The sequence below is a fragment of the Achromobacter sp. ESBL13 genome (genome assembly GCF_036668755.1).
Lineage (GTDB): Bacteria > Pseudomonadota > Gammaproteobacteria > Burkholderiales > Burkholderiaceae_B > Achromobacter.
Map to the genome: position 1 here is coordinate 308,917 of NZ_JAZEVT010000005.1, position 17,849 is coordinate 326,765.

At 66.9% G+C, this 17,849-nt stretch carries 16 protein-coding genes; 6 read left to right on the forward strand and 10 right to left on the reverse strand.

From position 1 onward, the window contains the following. Window positions 1–61 precede the first annotated feature (61 nt). The 4 genes from V6F88_RS20530 to bamC all read left to right on the forward strand — a co-directional run bounded on the left by V6F88_RS20530 (window position 62) and on the right by bamC (window position 3,543). Window positions 62–688 carry an L-threonylcarbamoyladenylate synthase gene (locus V6F88_RS20530; protein ID WP_046805958.1) on the forward strand — a complete coding sequence of 209 codons (627 nt, stop codon included), beginning with the start codon at window positions 62–64 and terminating at the stop codon, window positions 686–688. Between the two features lie 72 nt (window positions 689–760). Next, complete coding sequence (locus V6F88_RS20535; RefSeq protein ID WP_046805957.1) at window positions 761–1,408, forward strand: site-2 protease family protein; 648 nt, start codon at window positions 761–763, stop codon at window positions 1,406–1,408. An 87-nt stretch (window positions 1,409–1,495) separates the two neighbouring features. After that, on the forward strand, window positions 1,496–2,401 hold the full coding sequence (dapA, locus tag V6F88_RS20540; RefSeq protein ID WP_046805956.1) for a 4-hydroxy-tetrahydrodipicolinate synthase: 906 nt from the start codon (window positions 1,496–1,498) through the stop codon (window positions 2,399–2,401). Window positions 2,402–2,418: 17 nt separating this feature from the next. Further along, the gene (gene bamC, locus V6F88_RS20545; RefSeq protein ID WP_332611827.1) at window positions 2,419–3,543 is read left to right on the forward strand and encodes an outer membrane protein assembly factor BamC; all 1,125 of its coding nucleotides are present in this window, start codon (window positions 2,419–2,421) and stop codon (window positions 3,541–3,543) included. 264 nt (window positions 3,544–3,807) lie between these two features. On the opposite strand, the gene V6F88_RS20550 is transcribed toward bamC, so the two are convergent. The 3 genes from V6F88_RS20550 to mutS form a co-directional block, all read right to left on the reverse strand. Next, a complete protein-coding gene (locus V6F88_RS20550) occupies window positions 3,808–4,029 on the reverse strand; it encodes an endopeptidase (RefSeq protein ID WP_082134552.1) in 222 nt (73 codons plus the stop codon). Window positions 4,030–4,246: 217 nt separating this feature from the next. Further along, window positions 4,247–5,440 (reverse strand): ribosomal protein uL16 3-hydroxylase, encoded by a 1,194-nt coding sequence (locus tag V6F88_RS20555; RefSeq protein WP_332611829.1) that lies wholly within the window; start codon window positions 5,438–5,440, stop codon window positions 4,247–4,249. Further along, window positions 5,437–8,091, reverse strand: coding sequence for a DNA mismatch repair protein MutS (gene mutS, locus V6F88_RS20560; RefSeq protein WP_332611830.1), 2,655 nt, complete (start codon window positions 8,089–8,091; stop codon window positions 5,437–5,439). Before mutS ends, V6F88_RS20555 begins: the two co-directional genes overlap by 4 nt. Before the next feature lie 120 nt (window positions 8,092–8,211). Between mutS and V6F88_RS20565 the strand changes: the two genes are divergently transcribed. Next, complete coding sequence (locus tag V6F88_RS20565; RefSeq protein ID WP_332611831.1) at window positions 8,212–9,177, forward strand: aldose epimerase family protein; 966 nt, start codon at window positions 8,212–8,214, stop codon at window positions 9,175–9,177. 68 nt (window positions 9,178–9,245) lie between these two features. Beyond that, complete coding sequence (locus V6F88_RS20570) at window positions 9,246–9,602, forward strand: hypothetical protein (RefSeq protein WP_332611833.1); 357 nt, start codon at window positions 9,246–9,248, stop codon at window positions 9,600–9,602. Between the two features lie 19 nt (window positions 9,603–9,621). On the opposite strand, the gene V6F88_RS20575 is transcribed toward V6F88_RS20570, so the two are convergent. From V6F88_RS20575 to V6F88_RS20605, 7 genes are read right to left on the reverse strand one after another with little or no spacing between them, the layout of a single operon-like run. Continuing rightward, on the reverse strand, window positions 9,622–10,383 hold the full coding sequence (locus V6F88_RS20575) for a carboxymuconolactone decarboxylase family protein (RefSeq protein ID WP_332611834.1): 762 nt from the start codon (window positions 10,381–10,383) through the stop codon (window positions 9,622–9,624). Next, window positions 10,371–11,747, reverse strand: a complete 1,377-nt coding sequence (locus V6F88_RS20580) for an SDR family NAD(P)-dependent oxidoreductase (protein ID WP_332611836.1) — start codon at window positions 11,745–11,747, stop codon at window positions 10,371–10,373. The genes V6F88_RS20575 and V6F88_RS20580 overlap by 13 nt, the downstream gene beginning before the upstream one ends. Beyond that, complete coding sequence (locus V6F88_RS20585; protein WP_332611837.1) at window positions 11,747–12,505, reverse strand: SDR family NAD(P)-dependent oxidoreductase; 759 nt, start codon at window positions 12,503–12,505, stop codon at window positions 11,747–11,749. The genes V6F88_RS20580 and V6F88_RS20585 overlap by 1 nt, the downstream gene beginning before the upstream one ends. A gap of 9 nt (window positions 12,506–12,514) precedes the next feature. Beyond that, window positions 12,515–13,459: an acyl-CoA dehydrogenase family protein gene (locus V6F88_RS20590; RefSeq protein WP_332611838.1), complete on the reverse strand. Its 945-nt coding sequence runs from the start codon at window positions 13,457–13,459 to the stop codon at window positions 12,515–12,517. Beyond that, window positions 13,456–14,661, reverse strand: a complete 1,206-nt coding sequence (locus V6F88_RS20595) for an acyl-CoA dehydrogenase family protein (protein ID WP_332611840.1) — start codon at window positions 14,659–14,661, stop codon at window positions 13,456–13,458. The genes V6F88_RS20590 and V6F88_RS20595 overlap by 4 nt, the downstream gene beginning before the upstream one ends. Beyond that, on the reverse strand, window positions 14,640–16,946 hold the full coding sequence (locus tag V6F88_RS20600) for an acetate--CoA ligase family protein (RefSeq protein ID WP_332611842.1): 2,307 nt from the start codon (window positions 16,944–16,946) through the stop codon (window positions 14,640–14,642). Before V6F88_RS20600 ends, V6F88_RS20595 begins: the two co-directional genes overlap by 22 nt. A gap of 1 nt (window position 16,947) precedes the next feature. Further along, window positions 16,948–17,718, reverse strand: a complete 771-nt coding sequence (locus V6F88_RS20605; RefSeq protein ID WP_332611844.1) for an enoyl-CoA hydratase/isomerase family protein — start codon at window positions 17,716–17,718, stop codon at window positions 16,948–16,950. Between the last annotated feature and the right edge of the window lie 131 nt (window positions 17,719–17,849).

A 17,849-nucleotide genomic window follows, 5' to 3' on the forward strand; every position in this document is an offset into this window, starting at 1 on the left:
TCCCGCCATTTTGCATCGCCGCGCTTTACTTGGCGGCATTCAAGAGTGTTAGGATAAACCCATGGCTCTGTATTTATCTATTCATCCTGCGAATCCTCAACCTCGCCTGCTCAAGCAGGCAGCCCAATGGCTGAACGATGGGGGCCTTGTGGCCGTACCCACTGATTCCAGCTACGCCGTTGTCGCACGGCTGGACGACAAGGACGCCGCGGACGGCTTGCGCCGGCTACGCGGTCTGGACGAAAGACATCACCTGACTTTGCTGTGCCGCGACTTGGCTGAAATTGGCCATTTCGCGCGCGTCGACAACAAGCAATACCGCCTGCTGAAGGCCGCCACGCCCGGTCCGTGGACCTTCATTCTGGAAGCCACCAAGGAAGTGCCGCGACGCGTTTCGCATCCGTCGCGCAAGACCATCGGCATACGTGTGCCCGATCACGCCGTGATGCTGGGCCTGCTGGAGCAAGTCGGCGCGCCGCTGTTGTCCACCACGCTGATCCCCAAGGACGAAACCGAGGCCTTGAACGACGCCGAAGCCATCCGCGAACGCTACGACCATCAGCTGGCCGCCATCATCGACGCCGGCGCGTGCGCGCAGTCTCCCACCACCGTCATTGACCTCACCAGCGACGATCCCGTCGTGGTGCGCGTGGGCCGCGGCGACCCGGCCACGCTTGGCCTTGCCTGATTTCCCTATTACTGTTTTGCCCTTGCGTGCCGGCTCCCGCCGGCACGCGGCTCATCTACAATCCGGTTCGCCATGAACGACATCATCCAAACCATTGCGGTCTACGCGATACCGGTCATCTTCGCCATCACGCTGCACGAGGCCGCGCACGGTTACGTGGCCCGCATGTTCGGCGACCCCACGGCCTATGAAGCCGGCCGTGTCAGCCTGAATCCCGCCCGGCATATCGACCCGATCGGCACGCTGCTGGTCCCGATGGCAATTCTTCTGGCGTCCAAGCTGCTGGGAAGCCCCGGCATGTTGTTCGGCTGGGCCAAGCCCGTGCCGGTGGACTTCGGCCGCCTGCGCCGTCCCAAGCGCGACATGCTCTGGGTGGCGCTGGCCGGTCCCGCCGCCAACCTTTTCATGGCGATTTTGTGGGCCTTTTCGCTGCGCCTGATGCTGGAATCCGGCATGCAGGAATCGTTCTGGTTCCAGATGGGCGTGGCGGGCGTGAACATCAATCTGGTGCTGATGGCGCTGAACCTGCTGCCCATCCTGCCGCTGGATGGGGGACGCATCCTGTTCAGCCTGTTGCCGAACCGTCTGGCCTGGCAATACTCAAAAATAGAGCCGTATGGCCTGGTCATCGTGATCGTCTTGCTGGTCACGGATGTGCTGTGGCTTTTGATGCGCCCGGTGTATGAACTTGGAACGACTATCGTCCAGTGGTTTCTGTAGGATTTCATCCAATATCCGTTAAACTCAGCGGTTTCTTTGATTCTGGCCCTGGGGCATCCTGCCACGGGGCGTTGGAGCCCTACATCTATGGCATCCCCTGCATCCGCCGCAGGCGTTAATTTCCAGGGCAGCTTGGTGGCCCTGGTCACTCCCATGCAGCCCGACGGCAGCCTGGACTACGCTGCCTACCGGTCATTGATCGACTGGCACGTCCAGGAAGGAACCGACGCGCTCGTGGTGGTGGGCACCACCGGGGAGTCGCCCACGGTCTCCATGGAAGAACACGCGGAACTGATTCGCGTAGCGGTGGAACATGCCGCGGGCCGCATCCCGGTCATCGCCGGCGTGGGCGCCAACTCCACCGACGAAGCCATCCACCTGACGAACCACGCCAAGGCCGTGGGCGCGCAGGCCGGCCTGTCGGTCGTTCCGTACTACAACAAACCCTCGCAAGAGGGTTTGTACCGTCACTTCCGCGCTATCGCGGAAGCCGTCGACCTGCCCACCATCCTGTACAACGTGCCCGGCCGCACCGTGGCCGACATGACCAATGAAACGGTGCTGCGCCTGGCGCAGGTGCCGGGCATCATCGGCATCAAGGACGCCACCGGCGACATCGCGCGCGGCGGCCTGCTGCTGCGTGAAGCGCCGGACACGTTCCAGGTTTTCAGCGGCGACGACCCCACTGCCGCCGCCCTGATTCTGTTGGGCGCGCGCGGCAATATCTCCGTGACCGCCAACGTGGCGCCCAAGCTCATGCGCGACCTCTGTGCCGCCGCATTGGCGGGCGACGTGCCCAAGGTGCGTGAACTTAATGCCTATCTGGCGCGTCTGAACAAGGCTTTGTTCGTTGAAGCCAATCCCATCCCCGTCAAGTGGGCGCTGGCCGAAATGGGCCGCAGCGCACTGGGCTACCGGCTTCCGCTGGTTGAACTGGGTACGCAGAACCACGAAGTCGTGCGTCGCGCGCTCCAGGAAACGGGTCTGCTCTAAATATCGTGAGGATACGTATGAACAAACGTCATGCCGGTTTGTCGGCATTGATGTCTCTGGTGTTATTGGCCGGCTGCAGCGAGGTCAATCAATTCCTGGGCAATGAAGAATCCGTCAACTACAAGAGCGCCGTCACCCAGCGTGGAGAGCCTCTGAGCATCCCGCCGGATCTGACTCAGGCCAATAGCGACCCGCGTTATCGCGCGCCCGCTTCGGGCTCGACGACGTACTCGCAGTTCCAGCAGCAGGGCCAGGCGCAAGCCACCGCGCCCAAGTCCAGCAACGTGCTGCCCGGCCGCCAGGACATGCGCGTCGAACGCGACGGCGATCTGCGCTGGCTCGTCGTTGACCGTGCCCCGGAAGACGTGTTCCCGCGCCTGGTCGACTTCTGGACCGAAAACGGCTTCACCGTGGCCAGCAACAACCCGTCTGCCGGCCTGATCGAAACCGACTGGGCGGAAAACCGCGCCAAGATTCCGGAAAGTTGGTTGCGCCAGGCATTGGGCGCTGTGCTGGAATCGGCCTGGGATAGCGGCGAACGTGAAAAATTCCGTACCCGCGTCGAACGCGTGAACGGCCACACCGAGGTCTACGTCAGCCACCGCCAGATGCTTGAAAAGCGCGTCGGTTCCGACGGCGGACAGGTGCAGTGGCAGAACGGCAAGGAAGACCCGGGCCTGAACGCCGCCATGCTGGCGCGCATGATGGTCTACCTGGGTTCCGACGTGGACAACGCCCGCAAGCTGGTACAGCAGGCCGAAGCCTCGCCGCAAAAGCCGGCCGTGCAGGAAGACGTCCGTTCCCAAGGCGCCTCGTTGCTGGTGGCTGAATCGTTCGACCGCGCCTGGCGCCGTGTCGGCGTGGCCCTGGACGGCGGCGGCTTTGCCGTTGACGACCGCGACCGCTCCACGGGTGACTACTTCGTGCGCTACGTCGACACCGACACCGGCGAAAAGAACGAGCAGCCGGGCTTCTTCAGCCGCATGTTCTCGGGCGACAAGAAGGCCGGAGCACCGCAGTTCCGCATCCACCTGGCCGCCACGGGCGACCAGACCACGGTGACGGTGCTGGACGCCAACGGCGCGCGCGACAGCAGCGCCACCGCGCAGCGTCTGCTGAGCGTGCTGAAGGACAAGATGTAATAGCCGTTCTTGGCCGGCGCCCAGCGCGCCGGCCCGGATTGGTCAAGGCCCCCATATGGGGGCCTTTTCGTTGGGGCCGCCGCCCTGGCAGCGGGCGGGCGGATCAGCCCGGCTCATTGCGCGGGTGGGCTGGGCGGGCAGGGTGGGCATCGCCGCTGCGCAGGGCACTGCCCACGCCGCATCGCGCCCAGACGCAAAAAAGCCCCGGCAATTTCTTGCCAGGGCTTTTTCGCGTCTTCAGAGCGGGGGTTCGTCTCTGTTTTATTAAGACGCCGGGGTGGTCGAGCCGCCCGGGGTATTCGAACCGCCGCCAGGCGTGGTGCCAGGCGAAGTCGGGGCCGGCGACGTGGCCGGAGGCGTGGTCGAGGGGGCCGGCGTGCTGGCGCCAGGGGTGGTCGCGGGCGCCGCCGGGGCATCTTCCTTCTTGTTGCAAGCGCTGAGCGCAACGGCCAGCACCGAAGCAATAATCAAGGTTTTGCTCATCATTTTTGGACTCCTGTAGATGACGACTCTTGAAACCCCCTTAGGGGAAACCAGAACTCAGGCTACAGGAAGCCGACGCCGCAGCGCGTGTGAAAGTTAAAAAGGTCGCATCCCAACGGCAACAAACCTTTCAGCTTCGTGTTATGTCTTTCCTTATGTGTCCCCGCGCATGGATCTGATTGCGTTCTGTCCGACTCCGATACGCGGACGTGTCCGGATACTACGCCGGCTGGTAATGAATCCACCCCGAGTCCAGCCAGTCGGCCAGGCACGAACGTGCCTCTTCCGACAGCTTCGCGCAGGCGGGGTGGGCGCAGTCCAGGCTGCGGGCGTCGGCCAGCGTGCGCAGCGCGGCGTCGGCGGGCGTCATGGCGGTTTCACCGTTGATGAAAAGCTGCTTGCCGCGATACAGCATGCGGGTGCGGCGGTCCAGCACCAGGCGACCGGACGCGGGCCAGTCTTCTTCCAGATCAACCTCTACGTCCTCGGGCGCGTCAAATACGCTTTGGTTGTGTGGTTCGGTCAGCCAGCAACCCAGAAAGCGCGAGGCCAGCGCATCGTCAAAACGCAGTTTTTCCACGGTTTCCAAGGTGGCCGCCACCAGCGCATCCGGCAGCGCCGCCGGGGTGTCGACGGCGGGTTGCCCGGGGTCGCGATAGACGGCGGACAGCTTCGGGCCGGGCAGGGCGGGTTCGCCATAAGGGCCGCCCAGCAAGCCCACCCGCGCCATGACCTGGTCGGCGGCGGCTTCAAGCAGGCCGCGCGCCAGGATGGCTTGCGTGGGCGCCCGAAAGCCGATCGAAATCGTCATGCAGCCATCTCCCATGGCGACGCCGTCGTGCGCGGCCTGGGGCGGCAGGTACAGCATGTCGCCGGGCGCCAGCACCGCCTTGTCCTCGGGCTGGAAGTTGCTGAGGATCTTCAGCGGCAGGCCCGGTTCAAGCGACAGGTCTTTTTGCCGTCCATAGCGCCATTCGCGTTCGCCGGCCGCTTGCAGCAGGAACACGTCGTAGCTGTCGAAATGCGGCCCCACACCGCCGCCATGGCTGGCGATGCTGATCATCACGTCGTCCAGGCGGGCGTCGGGAATGAAGCGGAACAAGCCCATCAGTTCGGATGCGGCGTCGCTAAGCAGGTCCACGCTTTGCACCAGCAGCGTCCAATCGCCTTCGTTGTCTTTCGGCAGGCGCGCAAAGGGGCCGTTCTCCATTTGCCATTCGCCGTTTTCACGCCAGATCAGGCGCGATTCCACATCGTCGCGTCGCGCCAGCTTCTTGATGGCGGCGATGGTCAGCGGCGGCTGAAAGCCCGGGATGGCCTGACGGATCAGCAGCGGCTTGCGCTGCCAGTAGCGGCGCATGAAGTCGTTCGGGCTTTGGTCGCCTAACAGCGGCAGGGGTTGGTCAAGGTTCATTGCAGGTGCTTCTTCAGGCGGTAGAGGGCGTCCAGCGCTTCGCGCGGGGTGAGGCTGTCGGGGTCGATCGTGGCAAGTTCTTCGCGCAGCGCGTCCAGCGCCTCGAGGGCGTCGTCGCGATCGGCCTGGGCGTAGGCGTGCGCGTCGGCGTCCGCCGCCGCTGAAAACAAGCCCAGCTGGGGCGTGGGAGCGCCTTGTGCTTCCAGCCGTTCCAGTTCGCGCGTGGCCTGGCGGATGACCGCGGCAGGCACGCCGGCGCGTTGCGCCACCTGGATACCGTAGCTGCGGCTGGCCGGGCCTTCGCGCACTTCGTGCAGGAACACGATTCCCGCGGCGGATTCGGCAGCGGCCAGATGCACGTTGGCCGATGCCGGTTGTTCGGCCGGCAGGCGCGTCAGTTCAAAGTAGTGGGTGGCGAACAGGGTCAGTGCGCGGTTGTGCGCCAGCAGGCGGCAGGCAATGGCCCAGGCCAGCGCCAGGCCGTCATAGGTGGACGTGCCGCGACCGATTTCGTCCATCAGCACCAGGCTGTTGGGCGTGCTGGCCGACAGGATGGCGGCGGCCTCGGTCATTTCCATCATGAAGGTCGAGCGCCCGCCCGCCAGGTCGTCGGCCGCGCCGATGCGGGTGAAGATGCGGTCGATCTTGCCGATGCGCGCCCGCGCGGCCGGCACGAAACTGCCGATGCGCGCCAACAGCACAATCAGCGCCACCTGCCGCATGTAGGTCGACTTACCGCCCATGTTCGGACCGGTGATCAGCAACATGCGACGCGCCGGGTCCAGCCGGCAGCCGTTGGGCGTGAAGCGTTCAATGGCGTGTTCCACCACCGGGTGGCGGCCGGCGTCGATGTCGATGTCGGCATTCTCGGACAGCTGGGGCGCGATCCAGTCGTGGCGGCGCGCGTGCTCGGCCAAGGCGGACAACGAGTCCAGCTCGGCCAGCGCGGCGGCGCAGTCCGACAACGGCCGCACGTGTTCGGCCAGCACGTCCAGCAATTGCTCGAACAGCCACTTTTCGCGCGCCAGCGACCGGTCTTGCGCGGACAGCACCTTGTCTTCCCACGTCTTGAGTTCGGGCGTGATGTAGCGTTCGGCGTTTTTCAGCGTCTGGCGGCGGCGGTAGTCTTCGGGCACCTTGGCGGTCTGGCCCTTGGTCACTTCAATATAGAAGCCGTGCACGCGGTTGAATTCCACGCGCAGGTTGCTGATGCCGGTGCGCTCGCGTTCGCGCGCTTCCAGTTGCAGCAGGAAGTCGCCGCCATCGGCGGCCAGGCCGCGCAGTTCGTCAAGTTCGGCGTCAAACCCGGCGGCCAGCACACCGCCGTCGCGGATGGCGACAGCGGGTTCCGGCGCAATGGCGCGCACCAGCAACGCGGCCAGGGCAGGGTCCACGGACAGGTGCGAGATCAGTTCGCCCAGACGCGGCGACGCTGCCATGGGTTCGACCAGGTCGCGCAGCGCGGGCAGCGATTGCAGCGCATCGCGCAGGCTGGCCAGTTCGCGGGGGCGAACCGAGCGCAGCGCCAGGCGCGCCGCGATGCGTTCAATGTCGGGAAACGCATTCAGCGCGGCGCGCAGCGATTCCAGCACACTGGCGGACCCGAAGGTCTGCTCGACGTCCATGCGGCCGGCCAGCAGCGCCGAAATGGCCTGCTGGCGCGCCAGCGCCTGATCGTTTTCACGCAAGGGGTGATGCAGCCAGCGGCGCAGCAGCCGGCTGCCCATCGGCGTGCGGCACCCGTCCAGCAGCGAGAACAGCGTGGGCGCGTCTTCGCCGGACAGCGTTTGGGTCAGTTCCAGGTTGCGGCGGGTCACCGGGTCCAGCAACACGTACTGCCCCGGCCGTTCGGCGGACAGGCTTTGCACGTGGGCCAGCGCCTGCGATTGCGTGCGCGCCGCATAGCGCAGCAGGGCGCCGGCGGCGCAGATGCCCGCGGGCATGTCTTCGATATCGAAGCCCGCCAGGGTGTCGGTCTTGAAGTGCGCCAGCAGATGCGCGCGCGCGCCATCGTTTTCGAAATGCCAGTCCGGCACGCGTGAGCGCGCGCCATCAAACGGGAAGTCGAAGGCGGCGCTGTCGGCGCAGATGATCTCGGCCGGCGCAATGCGGTGCAGTTCGGATTCCAGCTGCGCGGGGGCGCATTCGGTAACGCGAAATTCGCCGCTGGCCAGGTTCAGCCACGCCAGGCCGGCGCGCGGCGCGCGGGCGTTGCCGGACACGAACACGGCAGCCAGCGCGCGATCCGCCTTGGCGGGCAGCAACGCGTCGTCGGTCAGCGTGCCGGGCGTAACGATGCGCACGATGCGGCGTTCGACGGGGCCCTTGGACGCGGCCGGGTCGCCGATCTGTTCGCAGATGGCGATGGATTCGCCCATGGCCACCAGCCGCGCCAGGTATTGCTCCATGGCGTGCACGGGCAGGCCCGCCATGGGAATCGGCGTGCCGTTGGACGACCCACGCTTGGTCAGCGTAAGGTTCAGCAGGCGCGCGCCGCGCTCGGCGTCTTCGTAGAACATTTCATAGAAGTCCCCCATGCGGTAGAAGAGCAGCAAGGGGCCGGCCTCCGCTTTCAGGCGGAGGTATTGCTGCATCATGGGGGTGTGGCCCGCGTGGGCCTCGGCGGCGGTGAGTGGTGTTGCGGAATTCATGCCCGTGATTGTATCGGGGCGAGCGCGCGCGTGCGGTGGCAAGCAGGATGGATTTGCCGCGCCCGGCCGCCGACGGCACAATCGCACGACGCGGTCTTGTGATGGCCGTGGGAGCCCCAGATGCCGGACCTGCCCTTTCCCGACCCCGCCTTACCCGATCCCGCTTTTTCCGACCCGCCGTTTCCCGACCCGCCGTTTCCCGACCCCATTAATGCGGCCGAACGCGTGACGATCTCCAGCGGGGCGCATCAGGCCGAGTTCGCGCCGGGTGGCGGCGGGCGGCTGACCCGCTTGTCCACGGGCTCACACGACTGGATCGTGCCGCTGACCGCCACGGAATGGGCGGCTGGCAAGTGGCCCCGCGCGGGCTCCTACCCCCTGGTTCCGTATTCCAATCGCATTCGCGACGGGGTGTTCACGTTCAACGGCGCGCGCCACGTGCTGCAATCCGTGCCCGGCCGGCCGCAAGCCATCCATGGTGCGGGCCTGTTTCAGCCCTGGCAGGTGCGCAATCACACGCCGGACAGCATCGACCTGGTGCTGGCTCAACCGGCGGGCGTGCTGGGCTGGCCCTGGCCGTTCGAATGCGTGCAGCGCTACCGGCTTGACGCGCGTGGCTTGCGCCTGTCACTAAGCGTGGTCAACCAGGGAGATTCCGCCATGCCTTGCGGCCTGGGTATCCACCCTTACTTCACCGCCGATCGCGTGGCGCTGAACGCGCGGCGCCTGTGGCCCGCCGATGCCGACGGCTTACCAACGGGCAGCCGGGTCAAGCATGTGCGCGAAGTGCGCCGGTCGGCCGAGGGCTGCGATACCTATCTGTCGCAATGGGAGGGGCGCGCCACGCTGCACTGGCCGGACGGGCACGAACTGGCCCTGCATGCGGACCCGGCCTTTGCCCATGTCGTGGTCTACACCGCGCCGGGATCGCAATTTCTGTGCGTGGAACCCGTCACCAATGTGGCCGACGCGTTCAACCTGGCGGCGGCCGGTGAAACCCGCACGGGGATGCAGGTCCTGGAGCCGGGGGCGCGCTTTGCGGCCACGGCGCTGATGGCGCTGACGCCGCCTCGCGGCCAACGCTGAACGCCGCGCTTGGAAACGCCGGCTTCCTCCGGCGATAATCCGCCAACCCCAATCCAGGAGTCTCCTACGTGAAAAAGCTCAGCACCGAACAATTGCAGGCGGCGGCCGAAACGCTGCGCCGGGTGCAGGCCAAGCTGGCCCGTTCAGGCAGCCTGCCGCTAGAGCCCACGCTGTACGCCAGCGCAAAGGGCTTTCGCCGTAACGTGCCGGACTATCTGTGGAACTGGTTGTCGGGGCTGCTGGCGCCGCACAAGAGCCTGGCGTCGTGGATGGACACCCATCAGCCGGGGTGGCGTGACGGCAAGACGCCGGCCGCCGTGGTGTATGCCCGGACCGAGAAAGGCTGGTTCGATTGGCTGATCGCCGAACTGGAAGCGGAAATCAACGATCCGCATGCCCGCGCCAGGCGGGAAGGGCAAGCCTGAGCCAAGCAACTGGGTCCGGTCAAGCCGTTGCATCGGCCTTGCCGGGCCCATTCCTGTGATCGGCGACCACCTTCGTGTACACCGTGGCGCCCAATGATGCGCCATGCACGGCCAGGTGCGCGCCCAGCTGAATGACTTGCAGGATTTCCGCGCGCGTCACGCCTTGCGTCAGCGCACGCGGAATCAAGGCCTGCAATGCCGTGCGGTCGCCGTCCGTGAACGTGGCGTGCAGCGCAATGCGCACCAACAAGCGTTCGGCATGGCTAAGGCCACCTGCCGGCGCGCCGCCTTCCACAAAATCCAACAGCACGGCCACATAGCCCGGGTCCTGCGCCGCCATTCGCAACAGGCCGGCCGCCTGATCCGGCCATAGCGCCTGGATGCGGGCCACAAGCGGATCATCCGGCGGCAGGGCCGCCGACGGGGCGGCCTCATGCAGCACGTCCGCCGCTTGCAGCACGGCGCTCAGGCCTTGCAAGGTCACCAGGTGCAGCACATCGAAAACGTCCGCTTCACTGGCGCCTGCCGCAAGGGCCAGCTTCAGATGCGTCGTCAGGCCGGCTTCGTACAGGTGCGTGGGGGACGTGTCCAGCGCCACGTAGATCAGCTCGACCATGCGCGGCGTCAGCGGCCCGGTGCGCGCGGGATAGCCCGCGTATTCGGCGTAGGTCGACAAGAACGTGGGATTGGCGTGCAACAGCGTCTCGGTCCACGGCCGCCAGTAGCCGCGCGCGGCGATGAACCGGGCTTTGATCGCGGCCGGATCGTTCAGCGTGTGCATAGCGTTTGCCCTGTCAGGTATTGAGCTTCAGCCCCCGCGATGAAACGAAGTAGCGGGTTCAGCGCGGCGTCCGGGTTGGCGGCGTCCACTTCGACAGCATTGATGCGGCGCGCGCGCGGCCCCCATTCACAGGCCAACGTGGCGATCAGCATGCGCGCGGCGGCGTCGTCGCCCGCGTGTTCCCAGGCGGTCAGCGAGTTCGTATGGGAGTCCACTTGGGAGTTCGTTTGGAAATCCACTTGGAAGTCCGCCTGGGAATCCACTTGGAAGTCCGCTTGGACGGCACGCGGCAGCAGCAGCGTCAGGCTGCCCGGCCCACTGCCGGCGCCATGGCGCTGCGCGGCCGCCAAAGTGGCCGCCAGCCGCCCGCCAGGCGGGCTGTGCAGCACAGACGTGTCGACGATGGCGGCGTAGCCGTCGCGCGTATCCGTGCTGCCCAGCCCGGGCCAGCCGCCGTGCACGGTTAACGACAAAGGCGCGTCGCAGGGCACGGCGGCGATGGCGTTCGGGGCAAAGGGTTGGCTGCCGCCAAAGACAGACGACCCGCCGTCCACGGACAGGCGGCTGCCGCTTAAGGGCGCGGCGTTTCGGCTGGCCAGAAACGCCAGTGCGCAAGCCAGCTCTTCGGGCTTGGCCAGGCGACCCAGGGGAATCTTCGCGACTGCGCGCACCGGGTCCAGGCGCCCGCTTGCGATCAGCCCGTCAACCAATTCCGTTTGCACGAATCCAGGGCACAAGACGCTGACGCGCAGATCTGGCCGCGCGCGCGCCAGGGCTTGCGTCTGCGCGATCAAGCCGGCTTTGCTGGGGCTGTACGCGCCGCGCAGCGGAATGGCATGCAGCCCCGCGCCCGACGCCACGTTGACGATGCGGGCGTGCGGTGCCAAGCGGCCCTGTAGCGCGCGCAGCAGGCGTGGCGGCGCATGCAGGTTCAGGTCTAGCAAGCGCTGCCAGTCGCGGTCATGTTGTTCGGCGACGGGCAGGTTGCTGGCGTCCGTCATCCCCGCGTTGTTGATGATGGCGTCCAGCGTCGGCATGCCGTCGGCCAGCGCCAGAATCTGTTCGGGGTCCGTCAAGTCGACGACGCGGGCAAGATGTTCGAACTGGGCGGTGGCGGGCGCCTGGGACTGCGGCGCAGACCGGTCCGTGGCTCCGGCGCGCGAAGGCTTCGCGACCGGGGCGGCGATCCTGTCGGCATCGGCGTCCACGTTCACCTTCGTCGCAGCGCGCAACTCCGCCAGCAGGTCCTCCAGCGCCTTTGCATTGCGGTCCACCAGCACGCAACGGTGGCCTAGCCGGGCCAGCCGCCAGGCCGTGGCGCGGCCGATGCCGCTGGCGGCGCCGGTCAACAGAACCGTATCCATCAAAGCGTGGTGAACGTGATGCCGCCGTCCACCACCAGCGCCTGCGCCGTGATGAAGCGCGCTTCGTCGCAGGCCAGGAACGCGATGCCGCTGGCCACGTCTTCCACTGTGCCCAGCCGCCCCAACGGCGTGCTGGCGATGCGGCGCGCGTCGCGTTCGGCGTTGCGGTTGCGCTGCGTGCCTTCCGTTGGCACCGCCGACGGGCAGACCGCGTTGACGCGAATGCCGCGCCCGCCCAGCTCGGCGGCCGCCGCCCGGGTAATGCCCAGCACGCCCGCCTTGATGCCCGAATACACCATCGACGCCGGCGCCGATTTCAGCGCGGCGGTGGACGCCACATTGACGATCGCACCGCCGCGTTCCGGGTCCATCGCGTCGGCGGCGGCCTGGATGCCCCAGATCACCGCCTTGAAGCCGATGTCCAGCATGCGGTCCATCGTGTCGGCCTGGATCTCGGCGGCGCTTTGGTAGCGCACCCACGCCGCGTTGTTGACCAGGATGTCAAAGCGCGAACCGTACTCGGCCGCCTGCCGCACGGCCTGCGCAATGCCTTGGCGTGACGCCACGTTCTGCACCACCGCAAACGCCTTGCCGCCGCCGGCGGTGATGTCGGCGACGGCCGCGTCCACCAGTTCCTGCTTCAAGTCGTTGATGCCCACGATGGCGCCGCGCGCCGCCAGCACGCGCGCGGTGGCGCGGCCGATGCCGGCGCCTGCGCCGGTGACGAGCGCCACGCGCCCAGCCAGATCTTGTTGCATGGTTTCTTCCTACACCGATTCAATGAAATCGCGGCCCACGGCACGTGACACGCCGCCGAATGCCGCATCCAGCTTGCGCACCGCGCGCAGCGCGGGGTGCAAGGGTAGCTCCCAGGTAAAGCCCATGCCGCCGTGCAGGTGGATGGATTTTTCGATGACGAAGGCGGCGTTGGCGATGGCGCCCGCCAACGCCGGCCGGGTATCGCGATGCGCACCGAACTCGTCGGTGTGCATCGCGCGGCGGATCGCGGCGCTGGACACGTCTTGCAGCAAGCGCATGCGCGCCAGCAAATGGCGCACGGCCTGCTTGGCCGACAGCGGACGGCCGAATTGCACGCGGGTCGCCAGGTAGCCGGCGGCGGCTTGCAATGTCCCTTCGGCCGCGCCGTTGGCGTACTCGGCCAGCAGCAGTTGCGCGGACGCTTCCAGCGCGACCCGTGCCCGCGCGTCAAGCCGCGCCAGCACGGGTGCGCCGGCCAGCGCCAGCCAGATCTGCGGATGGTCCGGGTCCAGTTCCGCTTGCGGTTCTTGCGTGGCATCGCGCACGTCCAGCAGTGCCGCGCCGTCCCCATCGGCAACCAGCACCCAGTCGGCCGGGCCATGATCCAGACGCGCGCTACCTTGCTGGACGCTGCCTTGCCACGCGATGCCCGCCAACCGCTCGCCGGCCACCAGCACGGCGGCGTGCGGAGTGCCCGCCAGCGCCTTGGACAGCAACATCTGTTCGGCCAGCGGCAAGGGCAGTTGCAGCCGGCCCGCCGCCTGCGCAATCGGCAAGGCGAACGCCAGGTCCAGGCCCAGCCCGCCGTCGGCCTCGTCCGCCATCACGCCGCACAGACCGGCCTGCGCCAGCACGGCGGCCATCTCGTGCGGGTCCGTGCGCGACAGCGCATCCGTGATGGCCGCGTCGGCGGCCTGCGCAAACTCTTCCGGACGCAGTTCTTCGCTACTCATGTCAAATCCTTGGGCAGATTCATGACGCGCTGCGCGATCACATCCAGCTGCACTTCGGTGGTGCCCGCGTAGATCGTTTCAGCGCGCGCGAACAGATACGCGTTGGTAAAGGCCTTCTGCGTACGCCGCGCCAGGGGGCTGGAATGCGGCCCCACCTGCGACAGCAGCGATAGCGCCAGCCCGGCAAAGGCCTGATGGCATTCGGACCAATACAGCTTGGTCAGCGATCCGCGCGCACCGATGGATTCGCCGCGCAACATGCGGTCCACCGTCAGTTCGACCAGCCCCTTCAAGCCGTCAACCTGCGCGACCACGTCGCCCACGCGTTGCTGCACATAGCCGTCGTCCAACGATGGCGCAAGATGCGCGTGGGATTTGCACGCCGCGATCAACTGCCGCAGTTCGCATTCAAAGCGCCACGGCCGGTACATGCGATTGGTGGCGCGTTCGATGGACAGCACGCGGATGGCGGCGTTCCAGCCTTCATCCGGTGCGCCCAGACGCGCGCTGTCGGGCACCACCACGTCGTCGAAGAACACCTCGGCAAACGACTCCTTGCCGTCGATCGACTTGATCGGCACCACCCGGATGCCCGGCGTGTCCATCGGCACGGCAAACATCAGCAGCCCACGGTGCTTGTCCGCCACGGTGCCGGTGCGCGTCAGCAGCAGGCAGTAGTGCGCCTTGGCCGCGCCGCTGGTCCAGATCTTCTGGCCGTTGATGCGCCAGTGTCCGCCTTCCTGCACCGCCTTGGTACGCAAGCGCGCCAGATCCGAGCCCGCGTCCGGTTCGGAAAAGCCCTGGCACCAGAATTGCCGCATCGTCAGGATTTCCGGCAAAAAGGCCTGCTTCTGCGCTTCGTCGCCAACGGCCATGATGATGGGGCCGGCCAGCTCCTTGCCGATGGAGCTGACGCTCTCCGGCATCGGCAGCGCGCCGATTTCCTTATTCACCGCCAGATGCTCGCGCAGCGTCAGGCCATGTCCGCCATAGGCTTCGGGCCAGGTCATGCCCGCCAAGCCGGCCTGATGCATGGCCGCTTCCCAGGCGCTGCTTTCGGCCAGCGTGGCGGCGCGCCACTCCAGGCTGTCCGCGCGCATGAAATCCGGCAGATTCGCGCGCAGCCAGTTGCGCGCGTGTTGCCGGTAGACCTCGACGCCCGAGGCGGGGTCGGGAACGATTACCTGTTGTTCAAATTGCATGCTTGTCCTTGCTGTACGGGCGCGGCTGCCGGGGTAGAGGCACGCGCGGCGCGCGGAATCATCAACGCGTCCAGCACCACCACGCCCCGGCCCTCGGGCCGCACCAGAATGGGGTTCATGTCGATGTCGGCGATGTCGTCGCGATGCCGGAATGCAAATTCCGACAAGCGGGCCACGCTGCGTGCGGCGGCGGCCACGTCGGCCTTGGGCTGTCCGCGCGCGCCGTCCAGAATCGGAAACATCTTTAACGACCGGATCATCGCCAGCGCTTCGTCTTCGGTGACGGGCGCGGTCTGCACTGCCACGTCGTTCAGCACTTCGGCAAAGATGCCGCCCATGCCCACCATGACAATCGGGCCGAACACCGGGTCTTGCGACACGCCCGCGATCATTTCCGTGCCACCGCGCAGCATCGGCCCGACCAGCACGCCGTCAATGCGGGCGCCGGGCGCGTGGCGCGCCACGTTGGCAAGAATGCGAGCATGCGCCTCGCGCACGGCCTGCGCGTCGGCCACATCCAACGCCACTCCGCCCGCCTCGGTCTTGTGCGCCACATCCTCCGACGCGATTTTCAGCACGACGGGGTAGCCGATGCTGTCGGCGGCGCGCACGGCGGCGTCGGCATCGGTGGCGATCAGTTCGCGCGGCACATCGATGCCGGCTTGGCCCAGCGCCTGCTTGGCGTGGAATTCATTCTTGAAGACGACGGGGTCGATGGGGGAAGGGGCGGGGGGCGCATTGTCGATGGCCGCAATCGAAGCGCCCTCGGGCGCTGCAAGCGGTGTTGCCGTCGTGTAACCCGCTCCAGCCGCACTGTCAGCGCCACCCTTCGCACGCAACTGCCCCAGCCGTGCCAGCCCCGCCAAGCCCGTGGCCGCGGCGTCAATGCTGGCGAACACGGGTATGCCCAGCGCATTGATCTGTTCGATCGCGTCCGCCGGCCCCTGGCTGATGATCATCAGCAGGCGCTGCGGATGGCTGGTGCGCACCTGCGCCAGCGCTTCCAGGTAGATGCCGCGCAACCGGGTGTTGTATAGCGACAGCGACATGAACAACACCAGCGAACTGTCGGACGGATCTTCCAGCAAGGCAGTCAGCATCTTCAACAGGATGTCTGGCCGGCTCGACATTTGCGCCGACGCGTCGACCGGGTTGCCGGTGCTGGCGGTGGGCACGGCGTCGTGGATGCGCTGTTGCGTCAGCGGCGCCAACGCGGGCAGCGTCATCCCGGCCTCGCTCATGGCGTCGGCCATCATGATGCCGAAGCCACCCGAAGCGGCCACCAGCGTCACCGCGTCGTTGCGGGGCAAGCGGTTCGGCATCAGCATCGACGCCGCGTGGCCGACGTCGATCAACGCTTCCACCGAGCGCACGCGCAGCACGCCGTAACGGCCGAAGACGGCGTCGATGACAGCGTCCGACCCGGTCAGCGCGCCGGTGTGTGACGCGGCCGCCTGCTGGCCTTTTTCGGTGGAGCCGATCTTCAACACGATGACCGGCTTGCCGCGCTGGCGCGCCAGGCGCAGCGCGCTGATCAGCTTGTCGGCATCGCGGCACGTCTCCATGCAGCACAGAATGATGTGCGTGTCGGGGTCGTCGGCCAGCGCGGCGATGCCGTCGGCCACGTCCACGTCGGCTTCGTTGCCGGTCGCAATGAAGCGGCTGACGCCCATGCCGCGCCGCGCCACGCTTTGCATGGTGTGGCTACCCACATTGCCCGACTGCGACACGATGCCTGCGTGCCCGACCGGCGGCATGTGTTCTTCCAGCGCGATCGAGAACGAGCCGATCAGGCGGTCGGCCACGTTGACCGCGCCCAGGCAGTTCGGCCCCAGCACGCGCATGCCGTATTCCCGGGCGATAGCGACAAGCTCGGCTTGCAGCGCGGCGCCGGCAGGACCCGCTTCCGTGAAGCCGGCCGACAGCACGATGGCGGCCTTGGTGCCGCGCGCCGCGCAGTCGCGCAACGCGGCGGGCGTGGCGGCGGCGGGCACGGCCAGGATGGCCAGCTCGGGAGCGGAAGGCGTGTCGCGCACCGAGGCGTAGGCGGCCAAGCCCTGGATGAAACCGCCCTTGGGGTTGATGGGATACACGGCGCCGGCATAGCCGTGCTTGATCAGCATCTGCACGGGCCGCCCGCCGATCTTGGTGACGTCATCCGACGCGCCCACGACGGCGATGCCGCTTGCCTTGAAAAACGGCGTCAGTCCGGCGCCCGCGCGCTGGGGGCTATGTCGTTGGGGGCTATGTTGCTGCGGGCTACGCGCTTGTTCGGTCAGCGCCATGTCAGCGGCCCTTGAACTGCGGCTGGCGCTTTTCCAGGAACGCCATGCGTGCCTCGCGGGCGTCTTCCGTCTTGGCCAGCGCCATCGTGAAGTCCTGCTCGAAACGGTAGGCATCGCGCTGCGGCATCAGGTCCACCATATTGGCGGCGCGCTTGGCGTATAGCACGGCCAGCGGCGCCTTGGACGCAATTTCGTGGGCCAGCGCCAACGCCGTCGGCAGCAACTGGTCGGGCGGCAGTACGTCTTCCAACACGTTGCGGCGCAGAAGGTCCTGCGCGCTAAGGCGTTGACCGGTAAAGAACATGCGGCGCAAGGTTGACCGGCCCACCAGCGTGCGCAACATGGACGCGCCGCCCGCCAGGCCCACGTTGATCTCGGGCATGCCGAAGGTGGCGTTGTCAGACGCGTACATGATGTCGCACGCGGCCATCAGCCCCAACCCCGCGCCCAGCGCCGCGCCGTTCACGGCGGCAATCACCGGCTTGGCGCATTCCTTGATGGCGTTGCCGGTTTCGCGGGTGATGCGGTTGTGCTCCAGAAAGTCGCCCGCGATTTCGGCGTTGGGTCGGTCTTTCAAATCCGCCCCGGCGCAAAACACCTTGCCTTGGCCCGTCAGCACGGCGCAACGTATGTCATCGCGCTCGGATATTTCGTCGAAGATGGCGACGATGCGGCGGCGCATGGCGCGGTTCAGCGCATTGACCGGCGGGCTGTTCAGCGTGACCAGCGCAACGCCTTCGTTGATTTCCAAAGTGACCGTGGCGTCGCTCATGCGGGCACCTTTTTGATGGGGGAAAAAGCGAGGGCGCGCAGGGCGCCGATGGCATGTTGCATGACGTGTCTCCATAAGTCCGATGGACCGGTCTTGCCCCGCTTTTAGTGCGGGACGGCCGGTTTTTTTTG

Coding starts and splice junctions, on each gene's coding strand:
- dapA (WP_046805956.1), top strand. CDS start 1,496: ATGGCATCCCCTGCATCCGCCGCAGGCGTTAATTTCCAGGGCAGCTTG.
- mutS (WP_332611830.1), bottom strand. CDS start 8,091: ATGAATTCCGCAACACCACTCACCGCCGCCGAGGCCCACGCGGGCCAC.
- bamC (WP_332611827.1), top strand. CDS start 2,419: ATGAACAAACGTCATGCCGGTTTGTCGGCATTGATGTCTCTGGTGTTA.
- V6F88_RS20555 (WP_332611829.1), bottom strand. CDS start 5,440: ATGAACCTTGACCAACCCCTGCCGCTGTTAGGCGACCAAAGCCCGAAC.
- V6F88_RS20590 (WP_332611838.1), bottom strand. CDS start 13,459: ATGAGTAGCGAAGAACTGCGTCCGGAAGAGTTTGCGCAGGCCGCCGAC.
- V6F88_RS20580 (WP_332611836.1), bottom strand. CDS start 11,747: ATGGATACGGTTCTGTTGACCGGCGCCGCCAGCGGCATCGGCCGCGCC.
- V6F88_RS20605 (WP_332611844.1), bottom strand. CDS start 17,718: ATGAGCGACGCCACGGTCACTTTGGAAATCAACGAAGGCGTTGCGCTG.
- V6F88_RS20595 (WP_332611840.1), bottom strand. CDS start 14,661: ATGCAATTTGAACAACAGGTAATCGTTCCCGACCCCGCCTCGGGCGTC.
- V6F88_RS20535 (WP_046805957.1), top strand. CDS start 761: ATGAACGACATCATCCAAACCATTGCGGTCTACGCGATACCGGTCATC.
- V6F88_RS20585 (WP_332611837.1), bottom strand. CDS start 12,505: ATGCAACAAGATCTGGCTGGGCGCGTGGCGCTCGTCACCGGCGCAGGC.
- V6F88_RS20550 (WP_082134552.1), bottom strand. CDS start 4,029: ATGATGAGCAAAACCTTGATTATTGCTTCGGTGCTGGCCGTTGCGCTC.
- V6F88_RS20575 (WP_332611834.1), bottom strand. CDS start 10,383: ATGCACACGCTGAACGATCCGGCCGCGATCAAAGCCCGGTTCATCGCC.
- V6F88_RS20600 (WP_332611842.1), bottom strand. CDS start 16,946: ATGGCGCTGACCGAACAAGCGCGTAGCCCGCAGCAACATAGCCCCCAA.
- V6F88_RS20530 (WP_046805958.1), top strand. CDS start 62: ATGGCTCTGTATTTATCTATTCATCCTGCGAATCCTCAACCTCGCCTG.
- V6F88_RS20565 (WP_332611831.1), top strand. CDS start 8,212: ATGCCGGACCTGCCCTTTCCCGACCCCGCCTTACCCGATCCCGCTTTT.